Here is a 21906-nt window from a genome sequence, read left to right as displayed (position 1 = left end):
AAGAAAGAAACCTATGAAAACCCAACCTACCGCCAGCCATTTCATCGACGGTGAATATGTCGAGGACACCGCAGGGGCACCTATCGAGGTGATCTATCCTGCCACGGGTGCCGTCATCGCAACCGTCCACGCAGCCACGCCCGCCATCGTCGAGCGGGCCATTGCCGCCGCGAAGAAAGCACAGCACAGCTGGGCCGCTATGACCGGAACAGAGCGGGGCCGCATCCTGCGCCGCGCCGCTGACATCATGCGCGAGCGCAACCATGATCTGTCGGTGCTGGAAACTTATGACACCGGCAAGCCTTATCAGGAAACATCTGTTGCGGATGCGACCTCTGGCGCGGATGCGCTTGAATATTTCGGCGGTATGGCGGCGACCCTGACGGGCGAACACATCCAGTTGGGCGAGGACTGGGTCTATACCCGCCGCGAGGCGCTTGGCGTCTGCGTTGGCATCGGCGCTTGGAACTATCCCACCCAAATCGCCTGCTGGAAAGGCGCTCCGGCGCTGGCCTGCGGCAACTCTGTCATTTTCAAACCCTCAGAGACAACACCGCTTTGCGCGCTGAAAGTGGCCGAAATTCTGCACGAAGCGGGCCTGCCCGCAGGTCTTTATAACGTGGTTCAGGGATTGGGCGATGTGGGCGCAGCCCTAGTGACCGACCCGCGCGTGGACAAAGTGTCTTTGACAGGGTCTGTCCCGACCGGCCGCAAAGTCTATGCCGCAGCGGCAGCCGACATGAAGCATGTGACGATGGAACTGGGCGGGAAATCCCCCATGATCGTGTTTGAGGACGCCGATATTGAGAACGCCGTTTCCGGTGCGATCCTTGGCAATTTCTACAGCTCCGGTCAGGTTTGTTCCAACGGCACGCGCGTGTTTGTCCACAAGGATATCAAGGAAGCATTCCTGAAGCGCCTTTCCGAGCGCCTTGCAAATGCGGTGATCGGCGATCCGATGGACCCCGCGACCAGCTTTGGCCCGATGGTGTCCAAGCAGCAAATGGACATCGCGCTGGGCTACATCGCCAAAGGCGAAGCCGAAGGGGCGCGTCTGGTTTATGGCGGCAAGGCGATTGAGGGCGAAGGCTTTTACATGCAGCCAACCGTTTTTGCAGACGTGACCGACGACATGACCATCGCCCGCGAAGAGATTTTTGGACCCGTTATGGCGGTTCTGGATTTCGAGGACGAAGCCGATGTTCTGGCACGTGCCAATGATACGGAATTCGGCTTGGCTGCGGGTGTTTTTACGCGCGATCTCAGCCGCGCCCACCGTGTTGCAGCAGGGTTCGAAGCGGGCACATGCTACATCAACACCTATAATGATGCGCCCGTCGAAGCGCCCTTTGGGGGTGTGAAAGCCTCCGGTGTTGGCCGCGAGAACTCAAAAGCCGCGATTGAACATTACAGTCAGGTGAAGTCCGTCTATGTGCGCATGGGCGATATGGAAGCGCCTTTCTGATGGTGGACATGCCTCAAAAGCCGCAGCCAAAACTGTCACGTGTTGATGTGTTGAAATGGGTCGCCACTGTTGTTCAGCTTGTCGGCTACGGCCTGACGGGCATGGGGCTGCAGCCGTGGAACGTATTCGCCTTTTTCGCAGGCATCGCACTGTGGTTTGCGGTGGGCGTGATGTGGAAAGACCGTGCGATTATGGTGGTCCACGTTGGTGCCTTTATCTCTCTGCTTGCCGGTTACGTGAGTGCAAATTGATGGAAGCTGATTATATCATTGTTGGTGCAGGCAGCGCCGGTTGTGCAATGGCCTACCGCTTGGGCGAGGCCGGGGAATCCGTGTTGGTGATCGAACACGGCGGTACCGATGCGGGGCCTTTTATCCAGATGCCTGCTGCGCTGAGCTATCCGATGAACATGAAGCGCTATGACTGGGGCTATATGTCCGAACCGGAGCCGCATCTGGACGGGCGTAGTTTGGTCGTGCCGCGCGGTAAGGTGATCGGGGGGTCGTCGTCAATTAACGGAATGGTTTACGTGCGCGGCCACGCGATGGATTTCGACCATTGGCGTGACAGCGGCGCAGATGGGTGGAGCTATGCAGACGTGCTTCCGTATTTCCGGCGCATGGAGACATGGCACGACGGCGGGCATGGCGGCGACAGCTACTGGCGGGGCAAGGATGGCCCGCTGCACGTTAGCCGTGGACCACGCGAAAACCCGCTGTTCAAAGCTTTCGTCGAGGCGGGTAAGCAGGCAGGCTATGAAGCCACTGACGACTATAATGGTGAAAAGCAGGAAGGCTTTGGCCCGATGGAACAAACGGTGCATAATGGGCGCCGTTGGTCTGCCGCGAACGCCTATTTGCGCCCTGCGCTGAAACGCGAGAATGTATCGCTGACGCGGGCATTGGCGCAACGGATCGTTATTGAAGACGGCCGCGCGGTCGGAGTTGAGGTTGTGCGCGGCGGCAAAACCGAAACCTTGCGCGCGCGGCGCGAGGTGATCCTTGCAGCGTCCTCTATCAATTCGCCAAAGCTGTTGATGCTGTCTGGCATCGGCCCTGCGGCGCATCTGAAAGAACACGGCATTGATGTCATCGCCGACAGACCCGGTGTCGGTGGTAATCTGCAAGACCATCTTGAGGTCTACATGCAGATGGCCGCAAGCCAGCCGATCACGCTGTATAAGCATTGGAACATCTTCTCCAAAGCCGTCATCGGCGCGCAATGGTTGTTCTTTAAGAAGGGTATGGGCGCGTCTAACCAGTTCGAAAGTGCGGCTTTCATTCGCAGTAAGGCAGGTATTCGTTATCCGGATATCCAGTACCATTTCTTGCCTATCGCCGTGCGGTATGACGGGCAGGCGGCGGCTGAGGGCCATGGTTTTCAGGCGCATGTGGGGCCGATGCGCTCAGTGTCTCGGGGGCGGGTGTCGCTACGGTCCGCGGACCCTGCGGACAACCCAAAGATTCTGTTCAACTACATGTCTCACGAACAGGACTGGGAAGAATGGCGCCGGTGTATCCGTTTGACGCGTGAGATCTTTGCGCAAGACGCTTTCAAACCTTTTGTGAAACATGAAATCCAGCCCGGAGCAGATATTCAATCGGACGCTGAGATCGACGCCTTCGTACGAGAGCACGCAGAGAGCGCCTATCATCCTTGCGGAACCTGCAAAATGGGCCGCGTTGATGATCCGGATTCTGTGGTGGATGCCAAGGGGCGTGTGATCGGTGTCGAAGGACTGCGCGTTGCTGACAGCTCAATCTTTCCGCGTATTACGAACGGCAATCTGAACGCGCCGTCGATCATGGTGGGGGAGAAGATTGCCGATTATGTCTTGGGCAAAGAGCCCTTGGCGGCGTCAAATGACACGCCTTGGATCCACCCGGAGTGGCATACCCAACAGAGATAGGTTTCTAAAAGCGGGCGCCCCTCCGGCGCCCGTTAACTTTTTGTTAACCTTTTGTGCGGAATGCCGTATCTTCTTGGTATGAAGTTCCTGCACCTGCAGCTTTGATGGCTGTTTCATTTTCATATTTCAGGCGTCGCTGGCGTTTTGCGTTTTTGGTCCTTGTCGGTGTTGTCGCGTTGGGTTTCTCCGGCAGTATTCTGCAAGCAAACCGGAGCGGATCAAACCTGAGCGGACAATTGCGGGTGATTGATGGTGACACGTTCGAAGTCGCGGGCACAAAGGTGCGGCTGCATGCGGTCGACGCGCCAGAAATGGACCAGATCTGTCAAACACAGCAAGGCAAAGACTGGGCCTGCGGTGGATGGGTCACAAAGGTAGTTTCAGACCGCTATTCCGGCGTGGTTGCTTATTGTGAAGCTTTGGACATTGACCGTTACGGCCGGACCGTGGCGCGCTGTTCGGCTTTGGGCGAAGATATCGGGGCGTGGCTGGTGCGCGAAGGTATGGCCTTTGCCTATGTGAAATACGGCTCTGACTACGTGCAGTTAGAGAGTGAAGCAGCCGCTTTTGATCGTGGCTTGCATGCCGTGAAAATGCAGACACCCGAACAGCACCGAAAGGCAGATAAGCCAGAGCGCAAGCCGCTTGCGCGTGCTGACTGTAATATCAAAGGCAATATGACGGCCAAAGGGGATCGTATTTATCACCTTCCCAGCCAGAAATACTATGAAAAGACCCGGATCAGTCAAAGCAAGGGCGAGCGGTGGTTCTGTACAGAGACAGAGGCGCGCGCGGCTGGATGGCGTAAATCGCGGATTTAATCCACGCGGTATGGCAGGATGTCACGCCGGTCAGGATCAACCACCAGATTGCGTTCAAGCGGCGGCACCGCGCGCTGGTGGCAGGTCTTGCGCGCACAGATGCGGCACGAAATGCCTATCGGCTCAAATGCACTGTCGCGTCTCAAGTCCAGACCATCTGCGTAGACCAGCTGTGGTGCGTGCCGCACCTCGCATCCCAGTGCAATGGCAAAGCGCCGCGTCGGGGCGCCGAATCTGCCCGCCGATTTGGAAATGTCGCGCGCAATAGAGATATATCGCACTCCGTCCGGTGTTTCCGCGAGCTGGCGCAGGAATTGACCGGGGGTCTCAAACGCGCGGTGGACATTCCACAGCGGACACGCGCCGCCAAAACGTGCAAATTGCAGCCTTGTCGCTGAGTGGCGTTTGGTGATCGTGCCAGCCTGATCAACACGGACAAAGAAGAATGGCAGACCCTTGGCCCCGGGCCGTTGCAAGGTGGATAGGCGATGGGCGATTTGTTCGATGGAGGCTCCGAAATGCTGTGCCAGAACTTCGAGATCATGTCGGCAGGTCTGTGCGCGGGCCTGAAACGCGCGATAAGGCAGCAAGGCGGCACCGGCGAAATAGTTGGCCAATCCGATTTTGGCGATGTCCCGTGCGGCAGGCGAATGGAACCGCGCCAGATCCAGCGTGGCCTCTAGCAACGCATCCTGTCGCGTCAACGCTACCTGAAGCAAGAGCTGAAAGGTCTGCGTTTCAGGCTGGGCGCGGGCCGAGATATGCAGGACAGAATCCTCCGGTTCCAGCAAACGCAGCGCGTCCATATCTGTGAAGGCGACGGTCAAACCGGCCGCTGCCAGCGCCTCAAGCGCCACAGTGCGTATTTGTGTCGGTGTTGTTGCCCGCTCTGCAAAACGCTCTGCTGCGCGATCTACGGCATCAATGTAGTTGTCACAATAATGGAAGAAATCGCGGACTTCCTCCCAAGGGCTCGGGGTGGCGCGGGAATCCTCGCGTCCCAAGGCTTCATCAAGTGAGGCAAGCCGCTCATGCGCCTGACGGTAGCTTTGATGGAGCGCGATAAAGGCTCTTGCAAGCCCGGGCGCATTAGAGGCGGTCAAACGGACATCGGCAACCGGAGGGGTGACGCCTGCAAACAACGGGTCGGCCAACACCTCTTGCATGTCGCTAGCCAAACGGTCGCTGTCCCCTGCGCTTAGCTCGGTCACGTCCATGCCGAACTCTGACGCCAGCGCCAGAACTACGGAGGTGGAAACCGGACGGTTATTGTTTTCCATCTGGTTCAGATAGGGAAGGGACACACCCAACCGCGCCGCAAAATCCTTTTGCGTCAAGCCGATGCGCAAGCGTTGCTCGCGCAGCTTGGCACCTGCATAAAGTTTCTGAATGGCCATGGGGCGTGCCCTTTGCAAATTAGCTGTGGGCTGACCCTAACTTTGCAAAGTCTCTGTCACAAGGGGGTGTCAGAGGGGAGGCCCAGCATCCGTTCGCGGCGCATTACAACCAGAATTGAGAGAAGGCCAAGCACGGCTGTAATCAACATCATCCACAAAAGTGGGAAGGCACCTGATTCCGGTGTGAGCAAAACGCCAACCCATGCACTAAGCCCCGCGCCGCCGCCGATCATGATTGCACCGCCGAGGCCAGATGCGGTGCCTGCCAGATGTGGCCGGACCGATAGCATGCCTGCGGTGGCGTTTGGGATGGTCAGGCCGTTGCCCAATCCCACCAATGTCATCAAGCCGAAGAAGCTGAAGGGCGTGCCGTAGCCTGCCTCAAATATCAAAAGGGAGATGGTGCCGCCAATCGCGTTGGCGCAACATCCCCATAGCACCATTTGGTTCACGCCATAGGTTCTCGCGAAGCGCCCTGTTAGGAAGTTGCCCAGAAAATACCCGACCGCCGGTGCGCCAAAGAAAAAGCCCAACGTGGCGGGCGACATACCAAAGACGACCTGTCCCACGAAAGGTGCGCCGCCAAGATAGGCAAAGAACGCACCCGAGCTAAAGCCGGAGGCCAGCGCATAACCCCAGAACCGCGTGCTGCGCAGCAGTTCAGGGTACTCTGCGAATTGTGCTGTGAGGGATTTGGTGGACCGGACCGCTGTCTCGCCCATATCGCTCCATGCTAGCCACATCGTGGCCGCACCCAATAGGAAAAGGGCCCAAAAGACCGATTCCCAGCCGAACCACTGATCCAGCAGGCCCCCTACTGCAGGGCTGATCATAGGAACGACCGCCATGCCCATGGTCACATACCCGATCATTGAGGCGGCTTGGTCCTGAGTGTACATGTCACGCACCGCAGCCCGGCTGAGCACCATCGAAGTGGCGATAGCGGCCTGCATCATCCGGAAGGTCAGGAAAAATTCGATCGTCGGCGCAAAGATACAGCCGACAGTGGCGATCAGGAATAAACCCAAACCCCAAAGGATAACAGGCCGACGGCCAAGTTTGTCAGATAGCGGGCCGACGAAAATCTGCAAGAACCCTGAAAAGCCCAGATAGACCGCGACCGAAAGCTGCATCACAGCATAGTCCGTTTCAAAATGCGCGGCCATAGAGGGCAGGCTGGGCAAAAACATGTTCATCACGCAGGCCGACATTCCGGCAAGCAGGATCAATGTAATAATGTGGGGCGGTGTTCTCCTGTCGCCAAGCTTAACGGGATGGAGATCTTCTCTAATCTGTTGCATTGTTAAGTAACTATGCCCGCATTTTGAACTTGTCGATAGGGCGCAAAATTTACGACGCGTAATTAGCAGTTTTGCAATTTGCTGTGAGGGTGCTGAAAATTATTTGCAAAGTTGCTAAATGACGCTTTGTCTCTTCTTCCCACTCGGATACAAACGCAAAGATAATCCGATGGGAGGAGCCGTCCATGAAAGATATCCTGCAACAGCTTGACGATCGCCGCGATACAGCGCGCCTTGGAGGTGGTCAGCACCGTATCGACGCCCAGCATGGGCGCGGCAAGCTGACCGCGCGTGAGCGCGTGCATCTTCTGCTGGACGAAGGCTCTTTCGAAGAGTTCGACATGTTCGTAACCCACCGTTGCACCGACTTCGGTATGGAAGAGCAAAAGCCCGCGGGTGATGGTGTGGTCACTGGTTGGGGCACAATCAACGGGCGCCTCGTCTATGTCTTTGCACAGGACTTTACCGTTCTGGGTGGTTCTGTTTCAGAGACGCATGCAAAGAAGATCTGCAAGATCATGGATATGGCCGTGCAAAACGGCGCGCCCATCATCGGTATCAACGATTCTGGCGGTGCGCGTATTCAGGAAGGGGTGGACAGCCTCGCGGGGTACGGTGAGGTCTTCCAACGCAACATCGAAGCGTCTGGCGTGGTGCCGCAGATTTCCGTGATCATGGGGCCTTGCGCTGGTGGTGCGGTTTATTCCCCTGCGATGACCGACTTTATCTTCATGGTCAAAGACAGCTCTTACATGTTTGTAACGGGCCCTGATGTCGTGAAAACAGTGACAAACGAACAGGTCACCGCAGAAGAACTGGGTGGCGCGTCAACGCACACCCGTAAATCTTCGGTCGCTGATGCTGCGTTTGAAAATGATGTTGAGGCGCTGGCCGAGGTTCGCCGTCTGGTCGACTTCCTGCCGTCCAACAACCGTGAAAAGCCACCGGTGCGCCCGTTCTTTGATGATCCAGAGCGGATTGAGCCATCGCTGGATACACTGGTACCTGAAAATGCGAACACGCCTTACGACATGAAAGAGCTTATCCTGAAGCTTGCCGATGAAGGCGATTTCTACGAAATTCAGGAAGAGTTTGCCAAGAATATCATCACCGGCTTTATCCGCATTGAAGGCCGTACCGTGGGTGTGGTTGCCAACCAGCCGATGGTGCTGGCGGGCGTTCTGGATATTGATAGCGCCCGCAAGGCGGCCCGTTTTGTCCGCTTCTGTGATGCGTTCGAAATTCCGATTCTGTCGCTGGTGGACGTTCCCGGCTTCTTGCCCGGCACTTCACAGGAATACGGCGGCGTGATCAAACACGGCGCGAAGCTGTTGTTCGCTTATGGCGAAGCGACTGTGCCGATGATCACCGTCATTACCCGCAAAGCCTATGGCGGCGCTTACGTCGTTATGTCGTCCAAGCATATGCGCTCGGACTTCAACTACGCATGGCCCACGTCAGAGATTGCTGTGATGGGCGCCAAAGGCGCGACCGAGATCATCCACCGTGCTGATCTGAAAGATCCGGAAAAGATTGCGAAGCACGCGGCGGACTATGAGGAGCGTTTTGCCAACCCATTCGTTGCTGCTGAACGCGGCTTCATTGATGAAGTTATCCAGCCGCACACCACGCGCAAACGCATTGCCCGCGCCTTTGCCAGCCTGCGCAACAAAAAGTCCAACATGCCGTGGAAAAAACACGACAACATCCCGCTGTAGGATTCGGGCATGTGTCGTGTAACTTCATTGGTCAGTGTATCGCAGGCGGGAACCACCGCCCGCGTATCATTGTTGTCTTCGAAAGGAGACAACAATGACCAAAGATCATGGAAGTTCCATCAAGGACGACGAAACCTACGAAGCCCTGCGCGAGCAGGGGGCGTCCAAGCAAAAAGCGGCGGCGATCGCGAATGCGCAAGCCAGCGATTCTCAAGAGCCGTCAAAGAAGGGCGGCAAACAGCCCCCTTACGAGGAGTGGACCAAGGACGACTTGTACGCGCGCGCGCAGGAGTTGGAGATCGAGGGCCGCTCGGATATGGACAAGGATGCGCTGATCGAGGCTTTGCGCAGAAATTGAAAGACGGGGGAGGGGCATGAGTATTTGGTCCACCCCCGGTTTCACAATCAGTCATGCCGACAGCGCTACGTTCGAGGGCGCGGGTCTACGCCCGTTCTTTGAATACCGGCAGCTTGGCGTGACAGAAGCAACCAATGGCAAGTTCGGCGCGCATGTGATCCGCGCAGTGCCGGGAATGGAAAGCCCGGGCACGTGGCATATCCATAAGCTGGACTTTCAGATGGTTTACGTCACTCAAGGGTGGGTGGTTTTCGAATACGAGGGCGAAGGCGAGCATGTCTTGCGCGCCGGTTCATGCGTGTTGCAGCCATCCGGTATTCGGCATCGCGAAGTTCGCCACTCCGACGATATGGAATTAATCGAGATCGTATCGCCAGCCGAATTTGCCACGCACACGGCAGATGCTCCATGAAGTTGGTTTATGCATTGGCATTCTTGGCCGGTCCAATGGCGGCGCAGGATGTCCCGTCAGGGCAACAAGTGCTGCTGCACGAAGTTCTTGTGGACCCGCAGGAGACAGTCACTTGGCTGCGTTTTCGATATCTCGCCCCGCAAATCGCTGCAGGCGACGCACAGATAACGTTCGACACAGCTGGTGAAGACATGCTGCATCTCTGCCGGACATTCGCAGTGGCCTATATGGCAGAACATGCGCTGAGTGCGGATAAGATCGTGATATCCTTCATGGACCGTATAACCGAGTTTGGTCAGCCAGATCCCGAGGCTATCCAGTATTTTGAGTCCTTCCGTGAGGAAGACGGTGTCTGCATATGGGACGACTACTGATGTACATACAATATCTTGCGGCACGGCCTTTTGGTCAGCGTTTAAATGCGGCTTTGGAGTCACAGAATTTGGCGACAGTTTTATCCACATATCCAGAGGCTTCGGACTTCGGTATAATCCGCAAAGGCCGTGCAACTGTGCGGCCTGCATTTATTGCGGGAAATACGGCAGGTTTCGAAAAACCATCCCGTACAACAAGTTACAGGAGCTACAGATGTCGAAGAACATCAAACTTTTGGCAACACTCGGCCTTATGGTCATGGTTGCCGCCTGTGCGCGTGAGCAGCAGGTCGAAGAATTTGTCGTGGTTGATCCAGAGCCGATCAGCCAAGAGCCCGTTTACACAGGCAAATATAAGTAAGCGACAAACAGCAGGACGGGCGTTCGCGGCCGTCCTGACCCGCCCCCTCAGCGCGGAGGGCGTAGCATGGCACTAGCTTACATGCTGAAACACCGTGGATTTCCGGGCCGCTTGCCCGGCACGGATTACCAATTCACCCTACGCCGCGCCAATCCCAAGGGCGCTACAGAGCTTACCCGCCGCGAGCGCCGGTCGGATCGCCGTCCACCGGACCGCCGAGCCGACGAAGCATTCTTTAAGGCGCTTTGGGAGAGTTTCGGCACCGAACCTTTCGAGCGTGGAAATCTGGACGCAGGTCGCCTGTCATGGCTTTTCGGCCGAGAGGTGATTCCCGCCACGGACCCCTTTGATCCTGCTGATTACGAAGCGATGCTGGTCATTGATCTGCAGGCCGCGCAGCAATCCTATCCGCACATCGTGGAAGAGTGATCGGCATGTTTTTGCGTAGCCACTCCATATTTAGGCGAACCTTGGCCGACAACCCTGCCGTGCATCTTGCGGGCTGGGCAGTTGGTCAAATTACGGACAGGGTAGCAGGCGTGATACGTCAGGGCAGTAGCCTTGTGCGTTTCCCGTCTCAAAACGAAACCCCCACTTTTGACGGGCAGCAGGCATGTCCCCCAGCCGCGCTGCCCGTCCTTTTTGGATTGTTTTTTGCTCAGGGACGGGAACGGAACAGCCGCCCGCGCGTATTGTTAGCGAACAACATCAAAAAGGAATACAAGCCATGGGCTTTCCGAAATTCGTACTCGCACTTACAGCCGCAGCAAGCCTCGCAGCCTGTGGGGAATCTTTGGGCGACCAAGCTCTTGGCGGCGCAGCAATTGGTGCAGGCGCGGCCGTTGTTACAAACGGTAGCATCGCGCAAGGTGCCGCATTGGGTGCAGGGGCAAACGTTCTTGCCTGCCAGACCGACCTGGTCAACTGCGACTAATCTGACGAACGGGCTTCGGCCCGTAACAATACACAAACCGAGACCCGCTCAGGCATTCAGCCTGCGCGGGTTTTGTCGTTCAACCAACCTCTTTCACCACCAAAAGGGACAAGCATATGTTCAATAAGATCCTGATCGCTAACCGCGGCGAGATTGCCTGCCGCGTCATCAAGACCGCGCGCAAAATGGGCATCCAGACAGTTGCGATCTATTCAGACGCCGACAAGCAGGCGCTGCATGTGCAAATGGCCGATGAGGCGATCCACATCGGCCCCCCACCTGCCAACCAGTCCTATATCGTGATCGATAAAGTCATGGAGGCCGTGAAGGCCTCTGGCGCGCAGGCTGTTCACCCCGGCTACGGTTTCCTGTCCGAAAACTCCAAATTTGCCGAAGCGCTTAGCGCGGCCGGTGTGGCGTTTGTTGGCCCCCCTGTTGGCGCGATTGAAAAGATGGGGGACAAGATCACCTCCAAGAAAATCGCCAAAGAAGCAGGGGTAAGCACGGTTCCGGGCTACATGGGGCTGATCGCGGACGCGGATGAGGCTGTGAAAATCTCGAATGAGGTCGGCTATCCGGTCATGCTCAAGGCTTCTGCCGGCGGTGGCGGTAAAGGCATGCGGATCGCGTGGAACGACGAAGAGGCCCGTGAAGGTTTTCAGTCTTCCAAGAACGAAGCGGCGAATTCATTCGGCGATGACCGTATCTTTATCGAAAAGTTCGTCACCCAACCGCGCCACATCGAAATTCAGGTGCTTTGCGACGCGCATGGCAACGGCATTTACCTGAACGAACGTGAATGTTCGATCCAGCGCCGTAACCAGAAAGTTGTCGAAGAAGCGCCAAGCCCGTTCCTTGACGAAGCGACGCGTAAAGCGATGGGCGAACAGTCTGTCGCGCTGGCACAAGCGGTGGGCTACACCAGCGCCGGCACGGTTGAGTTTATCGTGGACGGCGACAAGAATTTTTACTTCCTTGAGATGAACACGCGCCTTCAGGTGGAGCACCCTGTGACAGAGCTGATCACCGGCGTTGATCTGGTGGAACAGATGATCCGCGTTGCCAACGGCGAAGCGCTGACAATCAAACAGGAAGACGTGCAGATCAACGGTTGGGCCATCGAAAACCGTCTGTACGCCGAAGACCCGTATCGTGGCTTTCTGCCGTCCATCGGTCGCCTGACCCGCTATCGCCCGCCAGCAGAGATTGCCGCTGGCCCGCTGCTGGATAACGGCAAATGGCAGGATGATGCGCCCGCAGGTGAAACGGCCGTGCGCAATGATACCGGCGTCTATGAAGGCGGTGAAATCAGCATGTACTATGACCCCATGATCGCCAAGCTTTGCACATGGGCACCGACGCGTGGCGAGGCCATTGAGCGTATGCGTGTCGCGCTTGATAGTTTCGAAGTAGAAGGGATTGGCCACAACCTGCCTTTCCTCAGCGCAGTGATGGACCACCCGAAATTCGTTTCCGGTGACATGACAACAGCTTTCATTGAAGAAGAATATCCCGATGGCTTCGAAGGTGTGACACTTGCTGAAGGTGAGCTTCGACGTATTGCGGCTGCGACCGCCGCGATGCACCGTGTTGCCGAAATCCGCCGCGCGCGCGTTTCGGGACGGATGGATAACCACGAACGCAAAGTCGGATCAGATTGGAATGTTGCCCTACAAGATCACAGCTTTGACGTAACCATTGATGCGGACCATGACGGGGCCACGGTCACGTTCGAAGATGGCGCAGCGCTTCGTGTCGCGGGCGCGTGGACGCCGGGTGACCAGCTTGCCACGATGACAGTGGCGGATGCGCCTTTGGTCCTTAAAGTCGGCAAGATTTCCGGCGGCTTCCGTATTCGCACCCGTGGCGCAGACATCAAGGTCCATGTGCGCACCCCGCTGCAGGCCGAAATGGCGCGTATGATGCCTGTCAAAGTTCCGCCAGACACATCCAAACTGCTTCTCTGCCCAATGCCTGGTCTGGTGGTAAAACTGGATGTGGCCGTTGGCGACGAAGTGCAAGAAGGGCAGGCGCTTTGCACAATTGAAGCGATGAAGATGGAAAATATCCTGCGCGCAGAGCGCAAAGGTGTGGTGACCAAAATCAATGCAGGCGCTGGTGACAGCCTTGCTGTTGACGATGTTATCATGGAGTTCGAGTAAGGCTTTGATGCAACCTGCCGATCAGATGCTGATGGCTCCTATGATGCGCCGCGCCCGGAAGGGCGCGGGCAAACTTCTGGACGCTGTGACGTTTGTGATCATGCAGGTAACCGGGTTCAGTCAGCTGAAACCACGGTCTTTTGATCCTGCGTGCGGGCATCTTGGAAACTTGCCGGCAGTTGATCAGCCTTCGGGCGCTTCTTTTGCTTCGCGGATTTCACGCTGGCGCATGGGCATCTTGTCGATGCTGCGGGTGATTTCTCGGACATCCCACGGGAACGGTTTGCGCAGCTTTACACCGCCGTCTTTGCCGAGCAGCGTTAGCATGAAACCACGTGGGCGCATCCGCAGTCTGATCGCACTACGCGCGTCAGGATCGGTATCGATGATTACGACCACATCACGCTCTGTCAGTTCCTCGGCCCCTTTAACGATCAGCTCCATCTGTTCGATGAAGGCTGGGTCGTCCACGCTGTCGGCGAAGACGATTACGGGGCGATATTTCCACTTAAATTCGCTCAAATCCGTATCACTCGCCTCTCGAATGATGAGCGGAAGGTGGGGGCTGAACAGGGTCTGTGCCTGTCCGCTACCTGCAAATATTCCCATAATAACAGCGCCTAACAACGATTTCATAAGCTCTCCCTCTGGGGTATATATAGGTGTTAGTGACGCGATTGCGAATGTGGTTCGCGCCATTTTTACCATTAAGCTTGCCGCAAGGGATAGTGTCGCATGACTGCTGCAGTTTCCTTTTCACGGCTGCCCGGTGCAGCCCCATGGCGCAGAGGCATCAAACGGCTTATGGACATCATTCTTCATGTAGGGGCCCACCGCACTGGCTCGACTAGTTTTCAGCACTATCTGCGGGGTAATCGCGCGCGGCTTGCCGCTGAAGGCACAGCGTTGTGGGAGCCCCATATGCTGCGTAAGGGAATGTTTGACGGGCTGTTCGCCCAGCCCCGCATGCTGAATGGACGTGATCTGCAACGCCGCGCCATGGGGCGGGTGCGTCTGCATGCCGCACAGGCCAAACGTGTCGGTGCAGAGCGTTTGTTGGTCAGCGAAGAAAATATGATCGGCGCCCCACGCGCGTGTCTGCGCGCCGGATCGCTTTATCCCGCGATAGGGGAGCGGTTGGCCCGCTTGGACGCCGCGTTCGAAGGTCGGATCAGCCGAGTGATAATGAGTATTCGGGCACAGGATTTGTGGTGGTCGTCCGTTGCAGCCTATGGTGTCGGGCGTGGTCATGTCATGCCGGATGCCGCGCGGATCGGTATGCTGGCAGCGAATTCACGCAGCTGGCGTGACGTCATCACCGATATGGCCTGCGCCTTGCCAGAGGCAGAGATCAAGGTTTTGCCATTTGAACAATTTGCCGGACAAGCTGACCAAATGCTTGCCGAAGCGACTGGCAAGCCCGCACCGAAGCAGTTTGCGGAAAGCTGGCTCAACCGTTCACCTAACGTAGCCCAGTTGCGTACCAAGATGGCAGAAAACGGAACTTTACTGGCAGAATTGCCCGCGCACCTGGCGCTGCGCGAAGGTCGCTGGAACCCGTTTAACGCAGAACAGGCTGCTGCGCTGCGCGAAAATTACGCCGACGATATGATGTGGCTCACCGCTGGCGCGGGCGGGCTTGCAACACTGACAGAGGATTCCTCCCGCAAAAGAGCAGGCTTTAGCTTGCCACCGGGGGCACTGACAAAAGGACAGTCCCATGACCAACAAACCGACCCAAGCTTCCAAGGACGACTGGCGCAAACTGGCTGAAGCAGAGCTGCGCGGCCGTCCAGTTGAGGACCTGACGTGGAAAACGCTGGAAGGCATTGACGTCTCTCCGCTTTATACGGCCGAAGATCTGGAAGATGTGCCGCATCTGGGTGGCATTCCGGGGCAGGGGCCCTACACACGCGGCGTTAAGGCCACGATGTATGCAGGCCGCCCTTGGACGATCCGCCAGTATGCGGGGTTCTCTACCGCTGAGGAATCGAACGCATTCTACCGCCGTGCCTTGGCGGCGGGCCAGCAAGGTGTTTCGGTCGCGTTCGATCTGGCCACCCACCGCGGATATGATAGCGACCATCCCCGCGTTGAAGGTGATGTGGGCAAGGCGGGCGTGGCGATCGACAGTGTCGAGGATATGAAAATCCTTTTTGACGGTATCCCGCTTGATAAAGTGTCGGTATCGATGACGATGAACGGCGCGGTGATCCCGATCCTTGCGAACTTTATTGTCGCAGGGGAAGAGCAGGGCCATTCCCGTGCGGTGCTGTCCGGCACCATCCAGAATGACATCCTCAAAGAATTCATGGTTCGGAACACCTACATCTACCCGCCAGAGCCTTCGATGAAGATCATCGCGGATATCATTGAATACACTGCCAACGAGATGCCGAAGTTTAACTCGATCTCGATTTCCGGCTACCACATGCAAGAGGCCGGCGCGAACCTGGTGCAGGAGCTGGCGTTCACGCTGGCCGATGGGCGTGAGTATGTGCGCACGGCGATTGCGGCAGGCATGGACGTGGATAAATTTGCGCCACGCCTGAGCTTTTTCTTCTGCATCGGCATGAACTTCTTCATGGAAGCGGCAAAGCTGCGGGCGGCGCGCCTGCTGTGGTCGCGCATCATGGAAGAGTTCAAACCGCAGAACCCGAAATCATCCATGCTGCGCACCCATTGCCAGACATCCGGCGTGAGTTTGCAGGAACAGGACCCCTACAACAACGTCATCCGCACCGCCTATGAGGCGATGTCGGCAGTTCTGGGTGGCACACAGTCCTTGCACACAAACGCTCTGGACGAAGCAATCGCATTGCCGACCGAAAACTCCAGCCGCATCGCACGCAATACCCAGTTGATCTTGCAAGAAGAAACCGGCGTGACCAACGTGGTCGATCCGCTGGCTGGCTCTTACTATGTGGAAAAACTGACGCACGATATGGCCGAAGCGGCATGGAAGCTGATCGAAGAGGTAGAAGAGCTGGGCGGCATGACCAAGGCTGTTGCCTCGGGTATGCCAAAGCTCCGGATTGAGGAAGCCGCGGCACAGCGGCAGGCCGGACAGGACCGTGGCACTGATGTGATCGTCGGGGTGAACAAATACCGCCGCGACAAAGAAGACGCGATCGACATTTTGGATGTGGACAACGTCGCCGTGCGCGACAGCCAGATCAAACGTCTGAAAGCGATCAGGGCCAGCCGCGACGAAGCGGCCTGCACGGCCGCACTGTCGGAACTGTCACGCCGCGCCAAAGAAGGCGGGAACCTGCTGGAAGCAGCCGTAGAAGCGGCGCGTACCCGTGCCACCGTGGGAGAAATCAGCATGGCAATGGAAGATGAATTTGGTCGCCACCGCGCCGAAGTTAAAACGCTGGCTGGCGTGTATGGGGCTGCCTATGAAGGTGATGAAGGCTTTGCTGCGATCCAGAAATCGGTAGAAGACTTCGCCGAAGCCGAAGGCCGCCGTCCGCGTATGCTGGTCGTCAAAATGGGTCAGGACGGGCATGACCGTGGCGCAAAAGTGATCGCCACGGCCTTTGCCGATATCGGGTTCGACGTGGACGTAGGCCCGCTGTTCCAGACACCCGCCGAAGCGGCACAGGACGCCGTGGACAACGACGTGCACGTGATCGGTATCAGCTCTCAGGCTGCGGGGCATAAAACGTTGGCTCCCCAGCTTGTCAAAGCGCTGAAAGAGGCTGGCGCAGAGGATATTCTGGTTATCTGCGGTGGTGTTATCCCGCAGCAGGATTATCAGTTCCTGTACGACGCCGGGGTAAAGGCGATCTTCGGACCGGGCACCAATATCCCGAATGCGGCGCAGGATATCCTGAAGCTGATCCGCGAAGCGCGCGGATGATCGCATTTGACCATATTGCAGTGGCAGGAGAAACTCTTGCCGCTGCAACAGATCACGTAGAGGCCGCTTTGGGCGTGCCTTTGCAGGCGGGGGGCAAGCATGCGGTCTTTCATACGCATAATCGGTTGCTGGGTTTGGAAGACGGGCTTTATCTAGAAGCGATTGCAGTCAATCCGCAGGCGCCGACGCCCGACCGCCCGCGATGGTTTGATCTGGACCGCTTTAAAGGTGCGCCACGCCTGACCAACTGGATCTGCCGCTGCGACGATCTGGATGCCACGCTTGCGCAATTGCCCGAAGGATTCGGCAAGCCCGTAGATTTGCAACGTGGCGATCTGCGCTGGCGTATGGCCGTCCCCGCAAACGGGGTGCTTCCGTTCGACAATTGCGCGCCTGCTTTGATCCAGTGGGTGGGGGATGCCCATCCGGCCCCGCGTTTGATCCAGCAAGGCTGCGGTATTGAAACGTTGACCATCCGTCATCCTGAGGCAGCGTCACTTGCGAAGCTTCTCGGGCCGATACTCACGGATACACGCATCGCGTTCGAGGATGGCGCGGTGCAACTGCGTGCTGAATTCACCACACCGACCGGACCCGCGACACTATGCTGATCCGTGCGGTGTCCGAGGATGACATGCCACAGATCATGGATCTGTGGAACGCCATGATCCGGGACACCACCGCAACTTTCACAACGCTTGAAAAGACAAAGGCCGACCTGAACGCCCTCCGCGCAGACCGCCAAGATGCATTTTTGGTGGCTGAGGTTCAGGGCAGAATTGCGGGGTTTGTAACATGGGGACCTTTTCGGTCTGGACCGGGCTATGCCCAAACTGCCGAGCATACAATCATTACTGCCGAACCACGGCAGGGTGTGGGCCGCGCATTAATGGATGCTGCAATGACGCAGGCAAAGCGCCAAGGTTTGCATGTCATGATCGGTGGCATCAGTGGCGAAAATCCGTCCGCCATCGCCTTTCACCAGCGATTGGGGTTTGCAATGGCCGGTCAATTGTCTCAGGTAGGGCGCAAGAACGGGCGCTGGCTTGATCTCATTTTGATGAGCAAACCTATCGAGGCGCCCTGACAACAGGAGCCGTGCGCGTTAGGATAAACCATGTCGATCTGGAGCCGCATTTCTGAAGCAATTTCCGCGCTCACCTCTGGTGAGGGGTTGTCGACTGTTTTTGACCGTCTGCGTACGCCTCCAGAGCGCTCTGTCGCTTTCACAATCGCGGTGATCGCCTTGGGTGCCAAGATGGCAAAGGCCGATGGCCAGGTGACGCGCGATGAAGTCACCGCCTTCCGCGAGGTTTTTCAGATCGGGGATGCGGATGCGCAGGGCGCTGCACGGGTCTTTAATCTTGCGCGCACCGACGTGGCGGGCTTTGACGATTATGCGCGCCGGATTAAGGGTATGTTCAGCGAGGATGCGAGCATCCTATGTGATCTGATGGAAGGTCTGTTCCATATTGCGATGGCCGATGGCATTTATCATCCAAACGAAAACGCGTTTCTGGAGGAAGTGGCCAAGATATTTGCCCTTCCCGAAGGCAGCTTCGAGACACTGCGCGCACGCTTTGTGCCCAACAGCTCACCCTTACCGCATAGCGTTTTGGGCATCTCGCCCAACGCGACACTTGAAGAAGCGCGCGCAGCTTGGAGCAAGCTTGTCCGCGCCAACCATCCCGATGCGCTGACCGCACGCGGGCTGCCCGAAGAAGCGATCAAAATGGCAGAAAAGCGCATGATCGACATCAACCGCGCTTGGGAAACCTTGTCGGGCAAGGCGGCGTAATGCGGATTGCCACCTATAATGTCGAATGGTTCGCGAGCCTTTTTGACCGGAAGGACAGGCTTTACAATGATGATGGATGGTCGGCGCGCTGGCAGGTAACACGCGCACAGCAGACGCAGGCATTGGCCCATGTTTTCACAGCGCTCGACGCGGATGCCATTATGGTGATCGAGGCACCTGATGCCGGTTCAAAACGCGATGCGGTTGCTGCGCTTGAACGGTTTGCGGATTTTGCCGGGTTGCGTGCAAGGTCTGCGGTGATGGGTTTTGTGAATGATACCCAACAAGAAATCGCACTGCTCTATGATCCCGATGTGCTGAAAGTGACCCATGACCCGCAAGGGGATATGACCGGTGCAAAGGGCGCACGCGGGGCGCCGCGCTTTGACGGGGTGTTGCGGATCGATCTGGATATCGATGCTTCGGAAGACCGCGTCGTGTTTTCAAAGCCGCCGTTGGAGCTGGCTGTGGAAACGGTAGGGGGCTTTGCCTTTCGGATGATCGGTGCACATCTGAAATCCAAAGCTCCGCATGGCGCAAATGATGATTCCGAGGTCATGCAGATCGCCATTTCCAACCGGCGCAAGCAACTTGCCCAAGCGATCTGGCTGAGGACACGCATTGAAAACCATCTGTCAGACGGCGTGCCGCTGATGTTGTTGGGTGATCTCAATGATGGCCCCGGGTTGGATGCCTTTGAGAACCTGTTCGGCCGATCTTCGGTTGAGATCATTCTTGATACTCACGGTGTTCATCCGCTTTTTGATCCGCATGCGGCGCGTGCGCTGGGCCAGCGACTGGGGGCAATGCCAACCACGTCGCGTTTCTGGATCCGACCGGAAAAGCGGTTTTTGCAGGCCCTGCTTGACTACGTCATGGTTTGTCCGCAATTGCGTGCCCGAGAACCAGTCTGGCGCATCTGGCACCCGCTGGATGATCCTGATTGCTGGGCCAATCCCGAGTTGCGTGACGCGCTGGTGACGGCGTCGGACCATTTCCCGGTTACGATCGACATTGATCTGTAATTTGGTTTCCCGTCACCCCTCACCTATATTAGTCAGTATGAAACATAGATTTGCCTTATCTTTTGCCGCAGTACTTTGTGCCGCACCGACCTATGCCCAGGACGAACCATCACTGATGGAGCGGGGGGCGCAGTTGTTTTTTGAAGGTTTGATGCAGGAAATGGCACCTGCCTTGGATGAACTGACCGAATTGATGGAAGAGGCGGGACCAGCTTTGCAGGAGTTCATCACTCAGATGGGGCCGAAGTTGAAAACCGTGTTGGAGGATGTCGAGGACTGGAGCGACTATAGCGCACCAGAGGTCCTGCCGAACGGCGATATTATCATCCGCCGCAAGCCTGACGCACCTCAAGACTTGCCTGAAGATACCCCGCCTGTAGAGGTTGAACCGCAGATTGACCTCTAGCGGCTGACGGTTTTTACGACGGCCTGCGCCCCAAGTGAACTTGCCAGCGAGCTAAACCGCGCTTCTGCGACTTCACCGAATAGCGGCATCATGTCGGTGCTTAAACGCAGATGAAGTTCCTTTTTCTTCGGGTACCACCGCATTTCGCCCAGCTCTTCAAGCTTGTCCATCCAAAGCATTGCGCCGAACCGCAGGGCCTTACCTAGGATTTCGGCCTCGGCGCGGGTCTGTTCGTCAACCATGTCGAACAGGTCGGCAAAGCGGATGTTTTCACGCTTGTTGGAGTATCGGTGCATCAGGGCAAGGCCCATGAAAATACGTTCAGAGTGTTTCAGGCCGCCCAGATTTGCGCGCGTTGCGTTGTCAAAACAAACCTCGGCGCGGTAGTCAGGGTGCGCGCGCCAGCTCACGTCATGCAGCAGACACGCGGCTTTGATCAGGCGTTTGCGCGGCGCAGAGGCAGATTTGTAGATCGGCAAGATGAAGTTATACAGCACGCGCCCGAAACCGGGGGAACGCGCGTCCTTATCTTCGGCAAAACGGCACGCCTCTATCAGCGGATCGCGGTCGCGCAGGCGTTGGGGCATTTGCTCGTACAGCATGCCTTCGCGGATGCCATAGCTTGAAATGGCGATGTCTTTGGGTTTGAAGGTTTTGACCAGACGCGACAGCACTTCGCAGGCATAAGGCACCAGCAGGGCGCGGGCAGAGGAAACACCAGCCTCAACGCGCAGGGTCTCCATGTCTGACTTGCGGATGAATTCAACGGTTTCGCGCACCGATTTGCGCGTCATGCGGTATTCGTGCAGCACGTGCAGGGGATAGCCGCGACGGATCATATCGATCCGCGCAATCGCGCGCCAAGAACCGCCCACAAGGAACAAACGATCGCGCTGGCTGCCCATTTTTTCGGCGAGCCCGTGCATGATTTCCTTGATATGCGCTTCGCGTGCTTTGGCACCACCTGCAATATCGCGCAGCTTGAGCGGCCCGAGTGAGGACGTTACCCGCCGCCCAACGCGGCCACCTGAAATCTCCGCCAGTTCCAGCGATGAGCCACCAATGTCACAAACCAGTCCATAGGCACCGGGCCAGCCCAAAAGCACACCCTGCGCCGACAGCCGCGCCTCTTCCTCGCCATCAATGACCCAAATACGCAAACCGGTTTCTGCGCGGACTTCTTCACAGAATTCCCGGCCGTCCTTGGCATCCCGCACAGCGGCGGTCGCTACTACGGTTAGTTCGGATAGGCCCATACCCTCGGCCAGCTTGGTAAAGCGGCGCATGGCGGACAGGGCACGCACGCGTCCTTCGGGCGACAGATGGCCTGTATCGGCCATACCGGCACCCAGCGCACACATGATCTTTTCGTTGTAGAAATATGCAGGTGATCTGGCGGCACCGTCAAACACCACCATCCGGACCGAGTTTGACCCCACATCAACCACCCCCACACGGCGCAATGCACGCGCACCAGGGTCCTGAAACAAGGGCTTTCCAAACAGGCCCAAGTCGGCGACGCCGGTTTCAGGGACTGCGGCGGGCTGTGGTTTCGGTTCGGTCATGCGCGCTCCGGCTAGAGGGGCGGAAAGTTGGGGCA

Annotated in this window: 23 protein-coding genes; 19 read left to right on the top strand and 4 right to left on the bottom strand. The window is 57.3% G+C overall.

Annotated features, from left to right (window positions below; translation table 11 throughout):
- Positions 1 to 13 precede the first annotated feature (13 nt).
- From betB to K3757_RS13405, 4 genes are all read left to right on the top strand, one after another.
- Positions 14 to 1465, top strand: coding sequence for a betaine-aldehyde dehydrogenase (gene betB / locus K3757_RS13420; RefSeq protein WP_259996226.1), 1452 nt, complete (start codon positions 14 to 16; stop codon positions 1463 to 1465).
- Complete coding sequence (locus tag K3757_RS13415) at positions 1465 to 1716, top strand: DUF6552 family protein (protein WP_259996225.1); 252 nt, start codon at positions 1465 to 1467, stop codon at positions 1714 to 1716. The genes betB and K3757_RS13415 overlap by 1 nt, the downstream gene beginning before the upstream one ends.
- The gene (gene betA / locus K3757_RS13410) at positions 1716 to 3374 is read left to right on the top strand and encodes a choline dehydrogenase (RefSeq protein WP_259996224.1); all 1659 of its coding nucleotides are present in this window, start codon (positions 1716 to 1718) and stop codon (positions 3372 to 3374) included. The genes K3757_RS13415 and betA overlap by 1 nt, the downstream gene beginning before the upstream one ends.
- Before the next feature lie 104 nt (positions 3375 to 3478).
- Positions 3479 to 4195 carry a thermonuclease family protein gene (locus K3757_RS13405; RefSeq protein ID WP_259996223.1) on the top strand — a complete coding sequence of 239 codons (717 nt, stop codon included), beginning with the start codon at positions 3479 to 3481 and terminating at the stop codon, positions 4193 to 4195.
- Here K3757_RS13405 and K3757_RS13400 read toward each other — a convergent pair.
- Positions 4192 to 5592, bottom strand: a complete 1401-nt coding sequence (locus K3757_RS13400; RefSeq protein ID WP_259996222.1) for a short-chain fatty acyl-CoA regulator family protein — start codon at positions 5590 to 5592, stop codon at positions 4192 to 4194. The genes K3757_RS13405 and K3757_RS13400 overlap by 4 nt on opposite strands.
- A 56-nt stretch (positions 5593 to 5648) precedes the next feature.
- Complete coding sequence (locus tag K3757_RS13395) at positions 5649 to 6893, bottom strand: multidrug effflux MFS transporter (RefSeq protein ID WP_259996221.1); 1245 nt, start codon at positions 6891 to 6893, stop codon at positions 5649 to 5651.
- 185 nt (positions 6894 to 7078) lie between these two features.
- Here K3757_RS13395 and K3757_RS13390 point away from each other — a divergent pair, with 185 nt between their 5' ends.
- From K3757_RS13390 to K3757_RS13355, 8 genes are all read left to right on the top strand, one after another.
- Positions 7079 to 8611, top strand: a complete 1533-nt coding sequence (locus K3757_RS13390; RefSeq protein ID WP_259996220.1) for an acyl-CoA carboxylase subunit beta — start codon at positions 7079 to 7081, stop codon at positions 8609 to 8611.
- A gap of 94 nt (positions 8612 to 8705) precedes the next feature.
- Positions 8706 to 8969, top strand: coding sequence for a Rho termination factor (locus K3757_RS13385; protein WP_259996219.1), 264 nt, complete (start codon positions 8706 to 8708; stop codon positions 8967 to 8969).
- Between the two features lie 16 nt (positions 8970 to 8985).
- On the top strand, positions 8986 to 9381 hold the full coding sequence (locus tag K3757_RS13380) for a cupin domain-containing protein (RefSeq protein ID WP_259996217.1): 396 nt from the start codon (positions 8986 to 8988) through the stop codon (positions 9379 to 9381).
- Positions 9378 to 9755: a DUF6497 family protein gene (locus K3757_RS13375; protein ID WP_259996215.1), complete on the top strand. Its 378-nt coding sequence runs from the start codon at positions 9378 to 9380 to the stop codon at positions 9753 to 9755. The genes K3757_RS13380 and K3757_RS13375 overlap by 4 nt, the downstream gene beginning before the upstream one ends.
- A 214-nt stretch (positions 9756 to 9969) precedes the next feature.
- The gene (locus tag K3757_RS13370; protein WP_259996214.1) at positions 9970 to 10116 is read left to right on the top strand and encodes a hypothetical protein; all 147 of its coding nucleotides are present in this window, start codon (positions 9970 to 9972) and stop codon (positions 10114 to 10116) included.
- Between the two features lie 81 nt (positions 10117 to 10197).
- Entirely contained in the window at positions 10198 to 10545 is a 348-nt protein-coding gene (locus tag K3757_RS13365) for a hypothetical protein (RefSeq protein ID WP_260001277.1), read from the top strand.
- A 298-nt stretch (positions 10546 to 10843) separates the two neighbouring features.
- Positions 10844 to 11050 (top strand): hypothetical protein, encoded by a 207-nt coding sequence (locus K3757_RS13360; RefSeq protein ID WP_259996213.1) that lies wholly within the window; start codon positions 10844 to 10846, stop codon positions 11048 to 11050.
- A 116-nt stretch (positions 11051 to 11166) separates the two neighbouring features.
- Positions 11167 to 13212 (top strand): acetyl/propionyl/methylcrotonyl-CoA carboxylase subunit alpha, encoded by a 2046-nt coding sequence (locus K3757_RS13355; RefSeq protein WP_259996212.1) that lies wholly within the window; start codon positions 11167 to 11169, stop codon positions 13210 to 13212.
- Between the two features lie 183 nt (positions 13213 to 13395).
- On the opposite strand, the gene K3757_RS13350 is transcribed toward K3757_RS13355, so the two are convergent.
- Positions 13396 to 13848 carry a DUF4174 domain-containing protein gene (locus K3757_RS13350; RefSeq protein ID WP_259996211.1) on the bottom strand — a complete coding sequence of 151 codons (453 nt, stop codon included), beginning with the start codon at positions 13846 to 13848 and terminating at the stop codon, positions 13396 to 13398.
- Positions 13849 to 13947: 99 nt separating this feature from the next.
- Between K3757_RS13350 and K3757_RS13345 the strand changes: the two genes are divergently transcribed.
- From K3757_RS13345 to K3757_RS13315, 7 genes are read left to right on the top strand one after another with little or no spacing between them, the layout of a single operon-like run.
- Positions 13948 to 14985 carry a hypothetical protein gene (locus K3757_RS13345; protein ID WP_259996210.1) on the top strand — a complete coding sequence of 346 codons (1038 nt, stop codon included), beginning with the start codon at positions 13948 to 13950 and terminating at the stop codon, positions 14983 to 14985.
- Positions 14933 to 17077 carry a methylmalonyl-CoA mutase gene (gene scpA, locus K3757_RS13340; protein ID WP_259996209.1) on the top strand — a complete coding sequence of 715 codons (2145 nt, stop codon included), beginning with the start codon at positions 14933 to 14935 and terminating at the stop codon, positions 17075 to 17077. The genes K3757_RS13345 and scpA overlap by 53 nt, the downstream gene beginning before the upstream one ends.
- Positions 17074 to 17688: a VOC family protein gene (locus K3757_RS13335; protein ID WP_259996208.1), complete on the top strand. Its 615-nt coding sequence runs from the start codon at positions 17074 to 17076 to the stop codon at positions 17686 to 17688. The genes scpA and K3757_RS13335 overlap by 4 nt, the downstream gene beginning before the upstream one ends.
- Positions 17682 to 18164 (top strand): GNAT family N-acetyltransferase, encoded by a 483-nt coding sequence (locus K3757_RS13330; protein WP_259996207.1) that lies wholly within the window; start codon positions 17682 to 17684, stop codon positions 18162 to 18164. Before K3757_RS13335 ends, K3757_RS13330 begins: the two co-directional genes overlap by 7 nt.
- 30 nt (positions 18165 to 18194) lie before the next feature.
- Positions 18195 to 18875 (top strand): molecular chaperone DjiA, encoded by a 681-nt coding sequence (locus K3757_RS13325; protein ID WP_259996206.1) that lies wholly within the window; start codon positions 18195 to 18197, stop codon positions 18873 to 18875.
- The gene (locus tag K3757_RS13320; protein ID WP_259996205.1) at positions 18875 to 19900 is read left to right on the top strand and encodes an endonuclease/exonuclease/phosphatase family protein; all 1026 of its coding nucleotides are present in this window, start codon (positions 18875 to 18877) and stop codon (positions 19898 to 19900) included. The genes K3757_RS13325 and K3757_RS13320 overlap by 1 nt, the downstream gene beginning before the upstream one ends.
- A 37-nt stretch (positions 19901 to 19937) precedes the next feature.
- Positions 19938 to 20306 (top strand): hypothetical protein, encoded by a 369-nt coding sequence (locus K3757_RS13315; RefSeq protein WP_259996204.1) that lies wholly within the window; start codon positions 19938 to 19940, stop codon positions 20304 to 20306.
- On the opposite strand, the gene K3757_RS13310 is transcribed toward K3757_RS13315, so the two are convergent.
- Complete coding sequence (locus K3757_RS13310; RefSeq protein ID WP_259996202.1) at positions 20303 to 21871, bottom strand: Ppx/GppA family phosphatase; 1569 nt, start codon at positions 21869 to 21871, stop codon at positions 20303 to 20305. The two genes, K3757_RS13315 and K3757_RS13310, sit on opposite strands and share 4 nt — an antisense overlap.
- Between the last annotated feature and the right edge of the window lie 35 nt (positions 21872 to 21906).

Source organism: Sulfitobacter sp. S223 (assembly GCF_025143825.1).
Taxonomy (GTDB): Bacteria; Pseudomonadota; Alphaproteobacteria; order Rhodobacterales; family Rhodobacteraceae; genus Sulfitobacter.
The sequence above is the reverse complement of the archived record's forward strand: the minus strand, read 5'-3'. Positions and strand labels throughout refer to the sequence as shown.